Source organism: Bacillus sp. SRB_331, assembly GCF_003264175.1.
GTDB lineage: Bacteria > Bacillota > Bacilli > Bacillales > Bacillaceae_G > Bacillus_A > Bacillus_A mycoides.
Genome location: NZ_NADV01000003.1, coordinates 44,817 through 59,068 on the forward strand (window position 1 = coordinate 44,817; position 14,252 = coordinate 59,068).

Consider the following 14,252-nt stretch of genomic DNA (forward strand, 5'->3'; position numbering starts at 1 on the left):
GGGGTTAAATTTGTTCCTGCTATAAAGTCGCACCTTTCCCGCGCTCTACTTTAAACCGAACTTCAAAAGTATCCGCTGTAATTTCATCAGCTTTCGGCAAAGCCCGTAATTTCGGATGAAGTAGCCATACGAGAGAAATGAATAAAATCCCGATGCTAGCGAGCGCGAAAATGAGTTGGCTACTATATACATTTGCGGTGTATCCACCAATTAAAGAACCAAACGGCATAGCAATTGTGCCCATACTTCGCATGACTGAATTGATGCGTCCAAGATATTGATTTGGAATTACAATTTGACTAATTGTCGCAAATAATATGTTGGTGGCACCAATTGGTATCCAAGCTAGGCCGAATAAAAAAATAGACAGCCATTGAAACGGTACAACCGTAGAGAGAAACCAAAAGAAAGCACCAGCCGCAAAGCTAATAATGGAGACACGGCCAACATTACGTTTGCCGACCCATGAACTGAATAATGCACCGATGAGACTACCTGCTGATATAGCAGCTAAGAAGAAGCCATATGATTTCACGCCTCCTAAAGAATCAGCGAAAGAAGGCAGTATTGCCATCGTCATACCGATAGAAAAATTAGCGACAACTGAACCGATTAAGAAAACGCCCATTAAAGAACGGAAGACGATTGAAAAGCCTTCTTTTAATTCAGAGAAATACTGCTTAGTTGAAAGTGACGTACTGGCTTCGGTTTGTTTAGGCATTTTTAATGAAATAAATAAAAGCGCAGTAATCGCGAATGTGAAAGAGTCGATTACATATAAAGTGATTGCGCCAAGTAATGCTACTAATATTCCAGAAAGAGTCGTACAAATTAAATCAATGCCTTGATATGCAAATGAGAAGAGTGAATTTCCTTTTAATAATTGTGTTTTATTCAGTAGAAGTGGTAAAGCTTTCGATTGTGCGGGATAGGCAAATTGTTCGATAAAGGCTACGATGGGCATGATGATGAGTAGTAGTTGGACTGTTAGTAGGTCGAAGTAGTGTGTAATGGGAATGATTAAAATAAGAATGCATTGCAAAATTTGTGTAATGACGAGGGTGTTTTTGATTGACCATCTATCAACGAATGGACCGGTAAGAAATTGTAATGTAGAAGGTAATAATGTAAGGAAACCAGCCAATCCAGAATAAAAAGGATTACCACTCAGCTCATATACGAGCCACATCGCTGCTACATAATACAAACTATCTCCTATGTTTGTGAAAATTCTCCCTAAAAATAATAAGAGGAAATTTCGGTTTTTTAATAAGTCCATTTAATCTACTCCTTTATAATAAATTTATTCGGTAAAATAAATTTGACCGTCTCGGTAAAAAAAATCGTATTACGATTTTTCTTCTTTTTTAACAAATCGCTGCATTGCTCGCTCGTCGATTTGTAGTGCAGTAGTAGAAATGTAGTAAGATTTACTATTTGGATCTTTATCCGCGTCTTTTGCGATCTCATTTAATTCAGCCATTAATTCATGAAACTTTTTCACCCACACTTGAAATTGTTCTGGAGTAGCATCAAACTCCCAGCAAGATGAAACGTAATTCCACTCAGCTGGGTCTTCGCTTACTTTCCGTAATGTAAAAGCTTCTTCTGGTGCAGCGAGAATATGACTTTTCGTTCTTTCTGTCATTTGTAAAAAGATTTGGCGACTTGATTCGCTTAATATTTCTAAATGAGGTAATAGATCTGCGGCAGGGGTGAAGCCTCTAGCGACAGATTGATAAAACTTTTGAATGATGCCATTCTTTTCTTCTGTATAAACAATTTCTATAAAACCATTCTTTTCTAATTCTTTTAAATGATAATGAATTTTCGCTCTTGGAATGCTGAATTTCTCAGATAGTAATTGTCCTGTATAAGGACGTTCGCATAGACGCATCATCATTTCGACACGTAGTGGATCGCTTATTGCTTTTAGTTGGCTATAAGTAGTTAGTGTTAACATGGGCTTCAACATGATCAACTCCTCAAATAAAATTACTCGGTCAAGATTATTTGACTGAATTGTATCAAGGATTCTGATTGTTTTCAATACTTTCTGAAAATTAAATCTTCTCCTCTGTAATCTTCTGTTCATATTCCGTTCATATTTCTTTTTTATGATAAGTGCATAGAAAGAAAGAGGAAGGAGCGAGCGAAATGTTTTTAGCTCTGCGTGAATTAAAACAATCAAAATTAAGATACGGATTAATCGGATTGATTATGGTGTTATTATCATTTTTAGTCCTTGTCATTTCAGGATTAGCAAATGGACTATCATATGATAATGCTTCATCGATTCAAAATATGGAGGCAAATAAGTTCGTTTTAGCAGATGATGCGGAAAATAAATTACTTCGTTCACAAATTAAGAAAGATGATGTAGATAACGTAGTAAATCAAGTAGGCGAGAAAGAGGCCGTTCCGTTTCGTGTGAAAGTTTCAACGTATGAAAAGAAAGATAGTTCGAAAAAAGTGGATGTTGCTATTTTCTCAAGTGAACGTGATTCATTTTTAGAACCGAAAATTGTAAAAGGTGAGAAATTAGGTACAGCAAATAACGAAATGGTTGCTGACGAATCAATTAAAGAAAAAGGAATTGATATTGGGGATACAATTATCGACCCTGTTTCAAAGAAAGAATTTACAATCGTTGGATTTACGAAAGATCAAATGTTTAGCCATACACCAGTCGTTTATGTAAATGAAGATGTATGGGGCGCTATCTCACAACCAAATCAAAAAGATTATAGTGCAATTGCGCTTAACACAGATAAAGAAATTAAAAATGCACATGTTATCGACAAAAAAGAAGTATTACAAAGTATTCCAGGATTTAAAGAAGAGCAAGGAACATTAACGATGATCATTGCGTTCTTACTTGTTATCGCTGCGTTACTAATCGGTGTATTCTTCTACGTAATTACGTTGCAAAAAACACAGCAATTAGGTGTACTAAAAGCAATCGGTACGAAAAATTCTTATTTAGCAAATAGCTTAGTCGTGCAGGCGTTATTCTTATCAGTCGTTGCGATGGTAATCAGTATAGTTCTTGTACAAGGATTAGAACAAATTTTACCAGCGGGTATGCCGTTCTTATTAACAACACCAATGATTGCACAATATGCAGCAATCTTTATCGTCATTAGTATTTTAGGAACACTTATTTCGTTATATCAAGTATTAAAAGTTGATGCATTAGAAGCAATTGGAGGCGGGATGTAATGACTTCATTATTAAAATTAGACAAAGTAAGTAAAGTGTACGGAGAAGGGAATACAGAAGTAACAGCCCTTCATCCGATGTCGCTTGATGTGAAAGCTGGAGAATTTATCGGAATCGTCGGTCCTTCTGGATCAGGGAAAAGTACGTTATTATCAATCGCAGGTGCTTTACTATCACCGTCAAAAGGGGATATTTACATTCGTGAGCAAAATATTACGAAGTTATCAGAAAAGGAAATGACAGACATTCGCTTGAAAAAAATCGGCTTCATTTTCCAGTTCGCAAATCTTGTTCCATATTTAAATGTAAAAGAACAATTGCTTTACATTGCAAAGCTTAAAAAAGAAAACAAACAAGAATCTGAAAAGCGTGCGGATCACTTGCTAGCAGCATTTGGATTATCTGAAAGAAAAACTCATTATCCAAATCAACTATCGGGTGGGGAAAAACAAAGGGTAGCAATCACTCGTGCTTTCATGAACAACCCAGATTTAATATTAGCGGATGAGCCAACTGCAAGCTTAGACTCAAAACGCGCACGTGAAGTCGTGGAAATGATGAAACGTGAAGTGAAAGAAAGTCAAAAAGCAGCAATTATGATTACACATGATGAAAGAATGCTTGATGTATGTGATCGTATATTGACGCTTAGAGATGGGCAGTTAATATAAAGAAAAAAGGCCAACCGTACATATATGTGCAGTTGGCCTTTGTATGATTATTTTAAAATAGATATAATGGCTTTATTTTGAGAATAACGTTTTAATTTTATTTCGTGTTATTAATAAAATGCCGCCTAATACAGATAACATACCTAAAGTCATATTATTTGATTGTTCACTACCAGCATTAGGAAGTTCTCTAGCATTGTTGTTCGCTGGAACAGTAGTAGTTGTAGTGTTATTATTCACTGTCGTTTGTTTAGGTTGTGATACTTCATTAATTGTGTTATCTACATTTTGCTTTGTTGTATGTAACTCAGCTAATTTGTCATCAATTTTTTTCTCAGTATGTTTAAAATCGTTTATTTTAATGTCTAAGTCTTGTTTTTTCTTTGTTAAATCGTCTGAAACAGTTTGTTTCGCTTGTTTTATTTCGTTTATTTTATTTAGTAAATCTTGTCTAGCTTCTTGTAACTCAGCTAATTTGTTTTTCACATCTTGTTTAGCTAGTTCTAAGTTAGATGAAAGACTATCTAAATTGCCTTTAATTTTCTTAAGTTCTTCTAATGTGTTACCTGTATTCGGTTTATTTTCTTTAATTTCAGCAAGTTTGTCCTCAGCAGTTTGTTTCGCTTTCTTTAACTCAGCTAATTTGTCATCTACCTGTTTTTTTACTTCCTTAAGCTCATTAACCTTTGCATCGATATTTTCTTTATGCTGCTTAATTTCATTCACTTTTTCATCAACAGTTTGTTTATGTTCTTTAATCTCATTAACCTTTTCATCAACAGTTTGCTTATGCTCTTTAATTTCAGCAACTTTATCTTCTACTTGTTTTTTATGCTCTTTAATTTCAGCGATTTTATCTTCGGCGATTTGTTTGTTTTGCTGAAGTTTTGCATCTAACTCTTGTTTATGTTGTTTAATCTCGCCAATTTTTTCATCTGCAACTTGTTTACGTTCATGTAGTTCATTCACCTTTGTATCAACATTTTCCTTAACTTGGTTAAGTTCATTTAATGTTTGATCCACATTTTCTTTGTGCTGCTGCAATTTCGCATCTAACTCTTGTTTATGTTGCTTAATTTCAGCTAATCGATCTCCCGTACTTTGCTGGGGAGTAGCATCAGTTACTTCCGCATGAGTAGAGTTTGCGCCAGCAATCATCGCTAGAGCTAGTGTAGACGCAGCAATTGTTTGTTTTGTTTTCATATTTTTGTACCTCTTTTCTTTCATATACATGAGCTGTTTTGTGTAAAATTGAGCATATAGAAGTAGATTATCTTATTATTATATACCATGTTCGGCGCCTAGAGGAAGTATTTGCATAATAATCTATGATTATGTAATTTTTATAGTCTCTTATTTTTGGGTAGGGGAGAAATCTTTAGCTAGTTGAAAAATTTCTTCTATAGTAGAGTTTACATCTTTGCTATTACGAATTACAAACAAATAATCAGCCTCGTTTTCTACAGGATCTACCACATCTTCATGCAGTGATTCGGCCTGTTGGCGATTTAGTACCTCTTTGAAACTAGAATAGTTACCCCTAAATATATTTGTGCTTCGCTTGCTACGAGTCACTCTTTCATAAAGTACATCATCTGGAATGTCAAAATGAACGAGTATGCGTACATATTCCTTTTTCTGAAACAATTCATTTAGCAAATACATCCGGCCGTTTCTGCTTCTATTTGAGTTACAAATTATAAGGTGTAAATTTGTATGTTCTTTTGCATAATCGACAATGAATTTTGAAAGGCCATGCTTAAATGTATTAGGGCCCTTAGTTGGCTGTAATTTTTCATAATGCGTGTTAATAAATTCGGCTTGGTTATCTTGATCCATAACGAAAGAGTTGGGTTATTCTTTTTCTAGTGCTTTAGCGAATGTTGTTTTTCCACTGTGGGTTTTTCCTACTGTAAGAATGACTAATCGTTTCATATTGACCTCCACATGTATTGTTATAATTTGGAACATTCGATGTGAATCGACAATTTTCCTGCCAGAGAATATACAAGGTGTCGGAGTGTTAGTAAGTTGAAAACTTTATAAAAAAGCTTATTTTTGTTGTGAAATTGAAGTAGTGTGATGTTGTCCTAACTGAAATGAACTAAAAATATTCTGTTTAGAAAGGGGGCGGCAATGCTACCGTTATTGAAATATATTATGAAAATGTTCCTGGTGAAAAGGAGATTTAATAATAAAAAGGTAGGAAACAAATACCCTTTATTATTAAATACAGCCTTTCATAATCTATGTTGAAGCGATTGGAAAATTAATGGAAAAGTGTTATGGTTAATTTGGGAGCTACACATGATTTATGTTCAGTAAAAAAGGGGGAGTAAAGTGGGGGATAAAATTTTTAACGGCAGGCATATAGCCAATAGTAAGGATCAAGAATTTGTTGTTTTTATTATTGGTATGCGTATTAATAACCTATTAAAATTTTGGAAGTGGATACCAGTTTTTAATGCTATGGGACCTATGATTAAAGAATTGTATCAAAACCCACAATGGGGTTTCTTACATACAGAATTCTTCTTTAGTTGGAGAAAGGTGGTTTTAATTCAATACTGGAAGGGATTCGATGAATTAGTAAACTATGCTCACGGGAAAAATCATTCAAATGTTTGGAAATCATACAATAATAAGATTAAAGATAATGGAAGTGTCGGTGTTTTTCACGAAACGTATCAAATAGAAAAAGGTGCTTCTGAAGCAATCTATGTTAATATGCCAAAAATAGGTTTATCTAGAGCTACCGAACATATATCAGTATCTCAAGATACTAATACTGCTCAAAAAAGAATGGATAAATAATGCAGAAAATTGTGTATGTAGTTTCAATTTTCCTGCCAGAGAATATACAAAGTGTCGGAGTGTTAGCAGGCTGAAAATTTGACAAAAAAACTTATTTATGCTATAATTTACCAATATAAAAATAAAGTGTATAATAGGGTTCTCCTGGCCAGGGGAACCCTATTTTTGTTGTTAAAATGAAGGAGTGTATGTGCGTGAAAAAAGGTGAAGCAAGTGTAACGTCGCTAGTATCAGCTTTTGGAAGGGCGTATCATAGTGAATTTGATTGTCCTAAAATCTTTGATGATTATGTAGCTAAAGATTTCATTTCACAAAAGGAACGTAATGATATTGAAACGAATATGGTTCAAGGGATACATTTTTTCAATACAGACATTGCACAGCAGTTTCATGATAATCCACAAGAAATATTAAAATGGATTACACAAGTTCAATTATCACCAACACCTTTGGCACGCGCGGCATATTGTGAAAGAGTATTACTACATGAAATTACATTAGGCGCAAAACAATACGTCATACTCGGTGCAGGCTTAGACACATTTAGTTTTAGACATCGAGAATTAGAGAATAAAATAGAAATATTTGAAGTGGATCATCCTTCTACGCAAGCGTTTAAAATACAAAGAGTGAAAGAAGTAGAGTATGAAATTCCAAGCAATCTTCATTTTGTTTCGATGGATTTTACTAAAGATTTCTCGAAGCAAAAATTAGTAAATGAAGGATTTGAGAATAAAAAGACTTTCTTTAGCCTATTAGGTGTTACGTACTATTTAACGAAAGAGGAACTTTCCAGTTTAATAGAATGTTTATTTGAAATAGTTCCGGTAGGGAGTTCTATCGTTTTCGATTATCCTGATGAAAACTTATTTACAGAAAAGGGACTTTCCAATCGAGTGGAAAATATGGTGAAAATGGCTACGGTAGGCGGAGAACCGATGAAATCGTGTTTTTCTTATACCGAAATGGAAGTACTGTTAGAAAAGGCGGGCTTACTCATTTATGAGCACTTATCACCAAAGGATATTCATACATTATATTTTGAAGGGCGAAACGATTATTTAGAAGCTTTTGAGACGGTGCATTATGTGCATGCGGTGAAGAAATAGGGAATTAGTAGGCATGGGGAGGAATCTCTGTGTCTATTTTTTTGTGAAAAACAAGGAAATGAGATTTAGTGAGGGGAAGTATAATGATATGTATTCTGCTATTTACATACGGTAAATACAATTATACTTTTGGAGATTTCACCTCAGCTGAAGAGGGATTAACCGTTGGATTGGATATTTTACAGATGACTAACTTTTTGAGTGCAGGTTAGATTAAAAGCCTAGGACAGGGGTAATATTGGAGGAAGTTAAAATGGGAAAGAGTGAGATGTTTCAGGATTTTAATTTTAAATTAGTGGTAATTGAAGCTTTATTAGATAAAGAGCCACTATTTCTAAAAGAATTAAAAGACTTAATAGATAAGTATACGAATAATTTTGAATGGTATTCAGGAGCTGGACAAATTATTGAAATCAGAGATTTTTTAGAAGAGTTACCTTTGGAAATAAGTGATTTGGAAAAGATTGAATCCCTTTGCTTTGATGGGGGGAATGAAATTTATCATATCTTAAAGCCAGATTGGGATGGCGAAGACAGTTTATTTGATGTAGTATCTGTTGAAGGATTTCAGAATCTAAAAAATTTAAAAACTGTGGAATATATTTCAATGTGTTATCCAAAAGTATTAGTACCATTTAAGGAAGCTGGAATTGAAATTGAGGATTAATGAGGGATGAAGAGTCTAATGAATCGAGAACTATCGAAATTAGCGGATGTACTAGTCAATCATTCAACTAAAGTGCGGCCTGGTGATCAAGTGTTGATTCAAAGTGTTACTGAAATAGACCCTATGGTAGTTCGCGAAATTATTAAGTCGGTGGAAAAAGCAGGGGGATATGCGCATGTATCAATGCGCGATGTTTCTGTTACGAGGCAATTGATTTTGTCAGGGTCTGAAGAACAATTTAAGTTATTTGCAGATTGGGAGTGTTATCGATTAAGTAAAATGCAAGTGTATATTAATCTCCGTAGCCCTAGAAATGCATATGAATTAGCAGATGTACCAGCAGAAAAAATGAAATTATATCAAAAGATATTTGGAAAAGCTCATAGTGAAGCAGTGTATAAAACAAGATGGGTGACAACAAGAATCCCGAATGCGGCGTCCGCGCAAGAAGCGAATATGAGCACGGAGGCTTATGAAAAATTTTATTTTGATGTATGTACGTTAGATTACAATAAAATGTCGAAAGCAATGAATCCGTTAAAAGAATTAATGGAAAAGACAAAGCAGGTTAGGATTATTGGAGAAGGTACGGATTTGAAGTTTTCAATTGAAGGAATTGGCGTTTTAAAAGGAGATGGAACGGATAATATACCTGATGGTGAAGTGTATACAGCACCTGTCAAAGATTCAGTAAATGGAGTAATAACATTTAACACAGTATCCGTTCAACAAGGTTATGCGTTTCAAAATATAAAGTTACATATGAAGAACGGGAAAATAGTAGAGGCATTTGCAAATGATACAGAACGAATAAATCGCATTCTTGATACGGATGAGGGAGCAAGATATATAGGAGAATTTGCATTGGCGTTTAATCCATATATATTACACCCGATGAATAATACGTTATTTGATGAAAAAATAAATGGTAGTTATCATATAGCAATTGGAGATTTGCTACAAGGTGCAGACAACGGGAATAAATCAGCAATACACTGGGATTTAGTAAACATTCAAAGGCCAGAGTATGGTGGTGGTGAAATTTGGTTTGATGATGTACTGATAAGAAAAGATGGACGTTTTATTTTACAAGAGTTGTTCGGATTAAATGAAGAAAATTTGAAAAGATAAAAACTACGTTTATTTAAGTAGGCTACATAAAATAATCAATCTTTTTCATAAAAACTTAAGGAAGCCAAAAGAACCCCGCACATTTTAATCAAAATGTGTGGGGTTCTTCTTTTTATAAAATAAATATTTGTAGTGTGGAATATATCCAATTGATTAACCAAACTAGTATTTTAGGGGCATTAACTGAAACCATAAATATAACCTCATGTCTATCTTGTTGATGAATTTCATTGTCCTCGGATAAAAAACAGTAAACCTCTTAAGTATGTAGCACTTTGATTTTTATTACAATTTTGTAAGGTTAAGTAATGAAAATCGATAGAACGGGATATTAGAATGGGATACTCTAATTGATGGGTAGAATATTCTGAAAAAAAGGGTGAGGCAAATGAAGAGTAGACAAAAAGCATCGATAATATGCAAAAGTATTTTATGTTTAATTATTTGTATATTCATTACGAATGAAGCATGGTTTACAAATGTGGTGAGGGCAGAATCGGGCACGTTGACTGATAGGAGTATAGAGGATTTCAAAAAAAAGCTGGATGAACAGGTACCAAAATGGCAGGGGAATTATGAGGTACCAGGGGTTGCAATAGGGATCGTACATGAGGGGCGTATTGCTTATACACTAAACTACGGTTATGTAGATAAAAAGACAAAAAAAGCGGTGAGTGATGATACATTGTTTCAAGCTGGTTCCATATCTAAAAATCTTACAGCGTGGGGAATCTTGCATCTTGTAGATGAAGGTCGTTTATCACTAGATGATCCCGTTGGAAAATATCTGACTAAATGGAAATTACCTAATTCAGAGTTTAATAATAATGAAGTCACAATAAGAAGATTGTTAAGCCATACAGCAGGACTGTCTGCACATAAAGGATACCTTGGAGTTGCACCAGGGAAAAATCTTAATTCTATTGAGGAGTCTCTGTCTGGAAAAGGTTGGCTTAATGAACAAGTGGAGGTTACCAATAAACCAGGTTCAGAAACAATTTACTCTGGTGGCGGATATACAATTTTACAACTTGTAATTGAAGAGGTTACCGGAATACCTTTTGATCGTTATATGGAAGAACAAATTATGAAACCTTTAGGAATGAAATCTAGTTCATTCTTACAACGCCCTGAAAATCATAACCTTTCGAAAGCTTATGGATATTTTGGAGAGGAGCTCCCTAGTTACCAATTTACCGAACAGGCTGCTGCAGGTCTCAAGACAAATGTTACGGATATGATGACATTGATACTTGCAAGTATGGATACAAATAATAAAGGGAATGGTGTCATCAAAAGTGAACGTGTTATGGAAATGCAAAAGCCAGTATTAGGGGAGAATGGTTTAGGTATATTTGAAAAAAAACTATCTAATCAATGGAAATTACTTTATCATTCTGGTGACAATCGAGGCTGGCATTCTTTTTATGGTTTCATTCCTAATACAAAGGATGGATTGGTAATCCTTACAAATGGTGAAGGTGGTATAGACTTACGACAGGATATTTACCACGCATGGATGGAATATGAAACTGGAAAATTACCTGAAAGTTACTTCTCTCTAGCTGAGCAGAGAAAAAACAACTCTATTACATCAATTGTTATTGGAGCCACACTTGGTTTATATTTGCTGCTATTTGTGATTAGATTGTACAAAGGGAGAAGAACTTTCATTTTTAAGCACGAGAAGAAACCTTACATAAGATTAGTGGTTAGGGTATTTTTACTTATTATTACTGCTATTCTCGTTTTTTGTGCTGCCTATTTGTGGAGAGTTTTTAGTTTGAATTCCGGTAATACAATAAATTTTATTCTAATAATGGCATGGATTATAACATTATTAATTAGTGGATTTTTCCCGAAAGTTAGAAGTAATAAAAAACAACGTATGAAACTAAAAGATTTAACATCAAAATTTACATTTATGTAATGTTAAAGGCTAGAAAGCTGGATTGGCGCGAATCTCGAATTGTGGAGTGCAATGAAAAGACAAAATCTCTTAAAAAACACTTAATTTTTTAACCAATTTACATTTACAATCTCCCCCTATAATGTGAATTGGACAAGCACCTAAGAAAAAGCAGAACATGTCAGTTTATACATTTTATTATTAGGGGGAGAAATTGTATGAAAAAGGTAGTTGCTCCGTTAGCCGTTATGGCAGTGTTATTACCAACGTTTTCGATGAATGCTGAGGGAAAAGAACAAGCACAAGCACGAAAAACAGCGACGTTGTTTAATGTAATTAGTGACATTCAAGGGGATTTATCGGATTTTGATCATGTATTAAAAGATATGAACAAAGTGACGCCGCTATCTAGAGCACTTATTATGAATGGGGATATAACGCCAGAAGGACAGCAGTCACAATATGATGATGTGAAGCGTGTGTTAAACAAAAATAAGCATCCGGAAAATGTATGGTCGGCTATTGGGAACCATGAGTTTTACGCTGGGAAATGGACAGCTGATGGAAAGTTATCTCAAAGTACATGGCCAAACGGTGTAGCAGAAGATACGCTATTTAATCGATATTTGAAATTTAGCGGACAAGAAAAGGTGTACCATAAAAAAGAATTAGATGGTTATCCACTATTATTTTTAGGGACAGAAAAATATATGAGGTACCATGATTCAAAAATGTCAGATCAAGTGTACTTAAGTGAGGAACAATTAGGTTGGCTGAAACAAAATTTAGAAGACTACAGTCAAAAAGATAAAAATAAGCCGATTTTTATTTTTTCTCACCACGTTTTACCTGATTCTGTATCTGGTTCAAGACAATCACCGTATTTAAATGACTATTTAAACGTGGATAAATTGTACGATATATTAAAAGATTACCCGCAAGTTGTCTTTTTCACGAGCCATACGCACTGGGATTTAAATTTACCAGACTGGGCTGGTAAAAAGAAAATTGCAGGCGGAGATGAAAAAGGATTTACAGTTGTAAATACGGGCGGCATTGAAACAGGATGGAGATCAGCTGGTCCAAATGGCGGCGAGATTCATGCTCCGGATGGATCTTCTTTTAAACAAGGGTTGCAAGTGAAAGCATATGGTAACGATGTTGTCGTAACGGCTTACGATTATAAACGTGATAAAGGTATAAAGAACTTATTAATTAGTGATGCAAAAATTGCACAAATGGCACCAGATGTAACGGCTGATGATAGTAAAAACGTAATCGCTGGTGCAACAGAGTATATGGAGTACAATGTAGAAGGAACGAATGAGTGGTACACGTACAATAAAGCGAATCCTCCAAAATTTGATGGGAACAAAATTGTATACGTACGCCATAAAGGCGAAATGAATTTAGAGCCAGGATTAACGCAGCTTCTTCGTTTTTCGGTAAATAAGTGATTGGTAAGGGCCTACTTCTTAATGAGTGGGCTCTTTTTATTTTGTCGTTTTTTATCGGCAAGTCGATATATTTTAAGTATCGGTCGATATAATTTGAGAATCGCTGATATAAATTTCATGTACCGTATTGAAGTTAAAATCGTTAATGCAATTTCATGCACCGAAACGAAATTCCCTACATTTTTAATCCAGAAAGGTGACTTCATCATTTTTCCATGTAATAATAGTATGGTTACATTTACTGTGAAAGAGTATAAAAGGAGCGTTATTGATGAATTTAGCTAAATTTCCGAGAAAAAAATATACAGAATCATATACACCAATTGAAAAATTAAACAATTTTTCTGAAGCACTTGGTGGGCCAACTATTTATTTTAAACGAGATGATTTACTTGGTTTAACAGCTGGCGGTAATAAGACGAGAAAGTTAGAGTTTCTAGTTGCGGATGCACAGGAAAAGGGTGCAGATACGTTAATTACAGCTGGTGGTATTCAGTCAAACCATTGCCGTCTAACACTTGCAGCTGCGGTAAAAGAAAAAATGAAATGTATTCTTGTGTTAGAAGAAGGGCTTGAGCCAGAAGAAAAGCCAGACTTTAACGGAAACTATTTCTTATATCATTTATTAGGTGCTGAAAACGTAATTGTTGTGCCAAACGGAGCAGATCTTATGGAAGAGATGCATAAAGTAGCGAAAGAAGTTAGTGAAAAAGGTAATACACCATATGTAATACCAGTTGGTGGATCAAATCCTACTGGCGCAATGGGATACATTGCTTGTGCGCAAGAAATTATGGCACAATCATTCGAGCAAGGAATTGATTTCAGTTCAGTTGTTTGCGTAAGTGGTAGCGCTGGTATGCATGCTGGTTTAATTACTGGTTTTTCCGGAACACAAAGTAAAATTCCTGTAATCGGAATTAACGTAAGTAGAGGAAAAGCGGAGCAAGAAGAGAAAGTAGCAAAACTTGTAGATGAAACTTCAGCTCACGTTGGTATCCCAAACTCTATTTCACGCGAGGCAGTTACATGCTTTGATGAATATGTAGGACCAGGATACGCTTTACCAACACCAGAAATGGTTGAAGCAGTACAGTTACTTGCGAAAACAGAAGGTATTTTACTTGATCCAGTTTATACAGGTAAAGCAGTAGCAGGATTAATTGATTTAATTAGAAAAGGCAAATTTAATAAAGAAGACAACATTTTATTCGTACATTCAGGTGGTTCACCAGCTTTATATGCGAATACGTCTCTATTTGCGTAAGTGTA

The 14,252-nt window shown here is 34.7% G+C and carries 14 protein-coding genes and 1 pseudogene; 11 read left to right on the forward strand and 4 right to left on the reverse strand.

Going from position 1 to position 14,252, the window contains the following annotated elements; genetic code table 11:
• Positions 1-19 precede the first annotated feature (19 nt).
• Together B5P42_RS02040 and B5P42_RS02045 are read right to left on the reverse strand one after the other, a co-directional pair.
• Positions 20-1,279 (reverse strand): MFS transporter, encoded by a 1,260-nt coding sequence (locus tag B5P42_RS02040; RefSeq protein ID WP_113733541.1) that lies wholly within the window; start codon positions 1,277-1,279, stop codon positions 20-22.
• Between the two features lie 69 nt (positions 1,280-1,348).
• Positions 1,349-1,975, reverse strand: coding sequence for an ArsR/SmtB family transcription factor (locus B5P42_RS02045; protein ID WP_113733542.1), 627 nt, complete (start codon positions 1,973-1,975; stop codon positions 1,349-1,351).
• A gap of 182 nt (positions 1,976-2,157) precedes the next feature.
• On the opposite strand from B5P42_RS02045, the gene B5P42_RS02050 reads away from it, so the two are divergent.
• Complete coding sequence (locus B5P42_RS02050) at positions 2,158-3,222, forward strand: ABC transporter permease (RefSeq protein ID WP_000477761.1); 1,065 nt, start codon at positions 2,158-2,160, stop codon at positions 3,220-3,222.
• Complete coding sequence (locus B5P42_RS02055; RefSeq protein WP_002084586.1) at positions 3,222-3,893, forward strand: ABC transporter ATP-binding protein; 672 nt, start codon at positions 3,222-3,224, stop codon at positions 3,891-3,893. Before B5P42_RS02050 ends, B5P42_RS02055 begins: the two co-directional genes overlap by 1 nt.
• Positions 3,894-3,965: 72 nt before the next feature.
• On the opposite strand, the gene B5P42_RS02060 is transcribed toward B5P42_RS02055, so the two are convergent.
• Both B5P42_RS02060 and B5P42_RS02065 read right to left on the reverse strand, forming a co-directional pair.
• Positions 3,966-5,126, reverse strand: coding sequence for an LPXTG cell wall anchor domain-containing protein (locus B5P42_RS02060; protein ID WP_181458773.1), 1,161 nt, complete (start codon positions 5,124-5,126; stop codon positions 3,966-3,968).
• Positions 5,127-5,246: 120 nt separating this feature from the next.
• Positions 5,247-5,828: pseudogene (locus tag B5P42_RS02065) on the reverse strand (ATP-binding protein).
• 405 nt (positions 5,829-6,233) lie between these two features.
• Between B5P42_RS02065 and B5P42_RS02070 the strand changes: the two are divergent.
• The 9 genes from B5P42_RS02070 (at position 6,234) to cuyA (ending at position 14,247) form a co-directional block, all read left to right on the forward strand.
• Complete coding sequence (locus B5P42_RS02070) at positions 6,234-6,707, forward strand: DUF4188 domain-containing protein (protein ID WP_113733545.1); 474 nt, start codon at positions 6,234-6,236, stop codon at positions 6,705-6,707.
• A 188-nt stretch (positions 6,708-6,895) separates the two neighbouring features.
• Positions 6,896-7,816: a class I SAM-dependent methyltransferase gene (locus B5P42_RS02075; RefSeq protein WP_113733546.1), complete on the forward strand. Its 921-nt coding sequence runs from the start codon at positions 6,896-6,898 to the stop codon at positions 7,814-7,816.
• Positions 7,817-7,899: 83 nt separating this feature from the next.
• Positions 7,900-8,028 carry a hypothetical protein gene (locus B5P42_RS32480; protein ID WP_258397397.1) on the forward strand — a complete coding sequence of 43 codons (129 nt, stop codon included), beginning with the start codon at positions 7,900-7,902 and terminating at the stop codon, positions 8,026-8,028.
• Between the two features lie 41 nt (positions 8,029-8,069).
• On the forward strand, positions 8,070-8,483 hold the full coding sequence (locus B5P42_RS02080; RefSeq protein WP_113733547.1) for a DUF6892 domain-containing protein: 414 nt from the start codon (positions 8,070-8,072) through the stop codon (positions 8,481-8,483).
• 18 nt (positions 8,484-8,501) lie between these two features.
• The gene (locus B5P42_RS02085; protein WP_113733548.1) at positions 8,502-9,614 is read left to right on the forward strand and encodes an aminopeptidase; all 1,113 of its coding nucleotides are present in this window, start codon (positions 8,502-8,504) and stop codon (positions 9,612-9,614) included.
• Positions 9,615-10,002: 388 nt separating this feature from the next.
• Positions 10,003-11,544 (forward strand): serine hydrolase domain-containing protein, encoded by a 1,542-nt coding sequence (locus B5P42_RS02090; protein WP_113733549.1) that lies wholly within the window; start codon positions 10,003-10,005, stop codon positions 11,542-11,544.
• 197 nt (positions 11,545-11,741) lie between these two features.
• Positions 11,742-12,980, forward strand: coding sequence for a DUF4073 domain-containing protein (locus tag B5P42_RS02095; RefSeq protein ID WP_113733550.1), 1,239 nt, complete (start codon positions 11,742-11,744; stop codon positions 12,978-12,980).
• A gap of 21 nt (positions 12,981-13,001) precedes the next feature.
• Positions 13,002-13,265, forward strand: coding sequence for a hypothetical protein (locus B5P42_RS02100; protein ID WP_113709891.1), 264 nt, complete (start codon positions 13,002-13,004; stop codon positions 13,263-13,265).
• Entirely contained in the window at positions 13,252-14,247 is a 996-nt protein-coding gene (gene cuyA, locus B5P42_RS02105; RefSeq protein WP_001046600.1) for a D-cysteate sulfo-lyase, read from the forward strand. Before B5P42_RS02100 ends, cuyA begins: the two co-directional genes overlap by 14 nt.
• The last annotated feature ends 5 nt before the right edge of the window (positions 14,248-14,252 follow it).

Excerpts from the sequence above, each read along its gene's own strand:
- B5P42_RS02100 (WP_113709891.1), top strand. The coding sequence starts at position 13,002 with ATGAGTGGGCTCTTTTTATTTTGTCGTTTTTTATCGGCAAGTCGATAT.
- cuyA (WP_001046600.1), top strand. The coding sequence starts at position 13,252 with ATGAATTTAGCTAAATTTCCGAGAAAAAAATATACAGAATCATATACA.
- B5P42_RS02085 (WP_113733548.1), top strand. The coding sequence starts at position 8,502 with ATGAATCGAGAACTATCGAAATTAGCGGATGTACTAGTCAATCATTCA.
- B5P42_RS02040 (WP_113733541.1), bottom strand. The coding sequence starts at position 1,279 with ATGGACTTATTAAAAAACCGAAATTTCCTCTTATTATTTTTAGGGAGA.
- B5P42_RS02045 (WP_113733542.1), bottom strand. The coding sequence starts at position 1,975 with ATGTTGAAGCCCATGTTAACACTAACTACTTATAGCCAACTAAAAGCA.
- B5P42_RS02075 (WP_113733546.1), top strand. The coding sequence starts at position 6,896 with ATGTGCGTGAAAAAAGGTGAAGCAAGTGTAACGTCGCTAGTATCAGCT.
- B5P42_RS02090 (WP_113733549.1), top strand. The coding sequence starts at position 10,003 with ATGAAGAGTAGACAAAAAGCATCGATAATATGCAAAAGTATTTTATGT.
- B5P42_RS02060 (WP_181458773.1), bottom strand. The coding sequence starts at position 5,126 with ATGTATATGAAAGAAAAGAGGTACAAAAATATGAAAACAAAACAAACA.
- B5P42_RS02055 (WP_002084586.1), top strand. The coding sequence starts at position 3,222 with ATGACTTCATTATTAAAATTAGACAAAGTAAGTAAAGTGTACGGAGAA.
- B5P42_RS32480 (WP_258397397.1), top strand. The coding sequence starts at position 7,900 with ATGATATGTATTCTGCTATTTACATACGGTAAATACAATTATACTTTT.
- B5P42_RS02080 (WP_113733547.1), top strand. The coding sequence starts at position 8,070 with ATGGGAAAGAGTGAGATGTTTCAGGATTTTAATTTTAAATTAGTGGTA.
- B5P42_RS02050 (WP_000477761.1), top strand. The coding sequence starts at position 2,158 with ATGTTTTTAGCTCTGCGTGAATTAAAACAATCAAAATTAAGATACGGA.
- B5P42_RS02095 (WP_113733550.1), top strand. The coding sequence starts at position 11,742 with ATGAAAAAGGTAGTTGCTCCGTTAGCCGTTATGGCAGTGTTATTACCA.